At 33.8% G+C, this 2,963-nt stretch carries 4 protein-coding genes; 1 reads left to right on the forward strand and 3 read right to left on the reverse strand.

The window, feature by feature from the left end; translation table 11 throughout:
• Positions 1-349 precede the first annotated feature (349 nt).
• Positions 350-895, forward strand: a complete 546-nt coding sequence (locus EG2_RS18045; protein WP_060815706.1) for a hypothetical protein — start codon at positions 350-352, stop codon at positions 893-895.
• Between the two features lie 233 nt (positions 896-1,128).
• Here the strand turns inward: EG2_RS18045 and EG2_RS19045 are convergent, their stop codons facing one another.
• The 3 genes from EG2_RS19045 to EG2_RS18055 form a co-directional block, all read right to left on the reverse strand.
• Entirely contained in the window at positions 1,129-1,290 is a 162-nt protein-coding gene (locus EG2_RS19045; protein ID WP_156424263.1) for a hypothetical protein, read from the reverse strand.
• Between the two features lie 21 nt (positions 1,291-1,311).
• Positions 1,312-1,512, reverse strand: coding sequence for a hypothetical protein (locus EG2_RS18050; protein ID WP_060815707.1), 201 nt, complete (start codon positions 1,510-1,512; stop codon positions 1,312-1,314).
• An 85-nt stretch (positions 1,513-1,597) separates the two neighbouring features.
• Positions 1,598-2,773, reverse strand: coding sequence for a replication initiation factor domain-containing protein (locus EG2_RS18055; RefSeq protein ID WP_060815709.1), 1,176 nt, complete (start codon positions 2,771-2,773; stop codon positions 1,598-1,600).
• Positions 2,774-2,963 lie beyond the last annotated feature (190 nt).

Below are 2,963 nucleotides of genomic sequence, written 5' to 3' on the forward strand. Positions count from 1 at the left end.
TTGCCGATATCAATTCCTAAGAAGTACATACATTTGACCTTTCTAAAAAAATATTTTGGATTGAAACCCGCTCAACTGAAAAGCGTCACTACCTTGTACGAGATACGGAGTAAAGCAAAAACTTTCAACATCTAACTCATACGTAATCCACTTATCAGAGAGAGGTGCCAGTCTTTCGATTACGAGCTTCAAAACTCAAGGAGGCAACGGCATAGCCTCTCAATCCAATAAATATATTATCTCAAAATGAATGAGTTAATACCAAATTAAAATAACGATGGTTCATAGGGTTATCCAATCAAAACCGGAAGGTTAAAACCCTAACTCTAATATACAAGGAGAAATAACCATGACTCCCTTTCAACCATTTGGCGAACCCATCGAACGAGCAGAATTTATTCAACATTATATGAAATTATTTATTCAAGTAATCAAACGTACCTATCAAATTGACGAATTTTATCCAAGAGAAAAAAGCTATCTTCTTGCGGAAAAACAAAAAGTCGCTTTACTTTATGACTATTTTGTAGAAATGTATCATCGAGCACCGGACTATTCTTATTTATCCGACACACTGACCACTAACTTTTTAGCCAAAGAACACCTTTTTGCCTCACACAATAAAAATCTTATGTCTGTAGAACACTTCGTTACTGCTTATCTGCATCTGTTAAAAAGTCAAAGGATTTGTACGATTGAAGCATTCCAAACCGATTATTCCTTTATTTTGGAATGTGAAGCGTATCGCGCAAAGCAAGCATTTGAAAAGCAAAATCAAGCAATTGAAGGCTATCCAGAATTACGTATTCAAAACAACCCTTTCTTACAACAACAATTATTAAAGCAATTAACCAATGGATTCTATGAACGAAACAAAACCTATCTAAAAGATTAATACCTAATCTTTTATGATAGGTTTTGTTTCGTCAAAATCAGATACTTCTTGTTTTAAACACTATAAAACTTATTCAAAGCAAAAGCGTTGTTGTGCCCAATGAATAATAACCTGTACTTGATATGTCACAAAATTTAATACACTTATAATAAACTCTTTCGGTGTAGGCATTCCTTCTCCCGACAATAAAAGTCTAAAGCAAATATAAATAATGACTAAAATTACCAATAACTTCAACACATACCAAACACTTGTAAAAAAGAACCTTCCCATTTTCTTCCTCCGTTTCTTTCAATCAAAGCGATAATAGAAAAATAATTCCACCACAAAATTACCGCAAAAAAGAAGAGCAATTTTAAAAGTCCCCATCCACAATGAAATAAAAAACCAATCATTTTCTTTCCCTCCAAGCTACTTTAAACACGTTGATAAAGTAAATCCTCTAATCCTTGTTGTAAATCAGGTACATCTTGTTTCACAAAACGCCAAAAATCACTAATATGGTTTCTTAGTATTTCGCCAATTTCCACACATAACTTTTTTATGGATCGCTGATAATCTAAATCTTCTTTAAATAGCAACGGATTATTTTCAAATCGTAGAATCGTTTCTTTCATCACTTGCTAACAAGCAATCACATATTTTATCCATCGTTGATGTTCTGCTTCAATCATGTTCATCCTTCCCTCTTTTCGCAATTACCTAAAATAAATATTGAATCGTGTCTGGATTTTCTTTAATATATTCACAGACAGCACGCACCTCATCTTCCACAATCTTTTCATCTTGTTCGCGTAATTCTGTTTCTTCTAAAATTTCTTCAAACCGATTCAATCCTAAAACTTCATCGACTGTTTTTACAATTTTCATTGTGCGAGCAGGTTGTGTCTTTAAATACATCAATTTCCGATTATAATTCGGCTTTTCTGGTGTCATCGTCAATTTGACTTTTTCAACATTTTGAATCAATTTTGCCCACGGTTTCCAGACAATCTTTTCTTTTTTTCCTTCAAACATCGTTAAATGATTCGCTAAGATTCCCATCGTTAAATCTGAAAAATCAACGTTATTTAGATAGCGTTCAATAAAATTTACTGCTTTTGCATCACGTAAGCGAATTTCATACCGATTTTTCACTTCCACCTCTTTCAAAGAAAGTTTCTGCTTTTTCGCAATTTCATAATTCTTTTGATAAAAACAAAAGTAGATTAAACTTTGTGGACTGCCTAAATAAACAGATAATCCACTACTTAAATTATCTAGTAGCTGTTTTTCTTCTTGAAACCGCCAAGTCCGAAATTTTGAATCAAATTCTCCACGATTTAGTTTCTGTGCAAATTCGTGCAAAGAAAAAAGTTCCTCAAAATCGTCTACTGCAATATCGATTCTTCGAGGGACGCCATCAAAAGAAAAACAACGAATAAAGAACTGATACCAACTATCACTTCGCTCATCCAACACACTTTCGTAATTTCGACAACCTTGCCCAGATAATTCTATCAACACACCTTTATCATCTCCTTTCTTGGAATTTAACACACGAATCATACCTTTTTGATACATTTCGATATAGCCATACAAACGGGTTTCTGCATAATAAAAGGCCTCAAAATCCATCCCTAAAATGTCTTCCACAACTTTTTTAATATCGTTTGTCGGAATTCGTACCCGGACATAATCAAATTTAATTTCTAAATTTACAAAACTTGAAAAATTCGCATAAAACTGGCAAAGTGCTTCTTTTTGCTCTTTCGAACAACTTCGTTGTTCACTTTCTATCATAGATAAAAGAGATTGTGTCCAGCCTAATGTATCTGCCACTAATTTCTGGGTTAAATTCCGACTTAATCGCATCTGTTTTAATTGTGTCCCATCCAAATCAATCTTTCCTTTCTCTTGTGATATTTTATGTTACAAAAACGAAAAAAATATCACAAAACTTTTAAAGTAAAATGCTGTTATATCAACGTTTTAACCGTCCATCTTTGCCACCGAATAATCATTCTACCCCCCTGTTAGAATATGGGGGTTTTAGGCGTGCGCTACGCGCACGCCCCACAACGCACCC

The sequence above is a fragment of the Enterococcus gallinarum NBRC 100675 genome (assembly GCF_001544275.1).
GTDB classification, from domain to species: domain Bacteria; phylum Bacillota; class Bacilli; order Lactobacillales; family Enterococcaceae; genus Enterococcus_D; species Enterococcus_D gallinarum.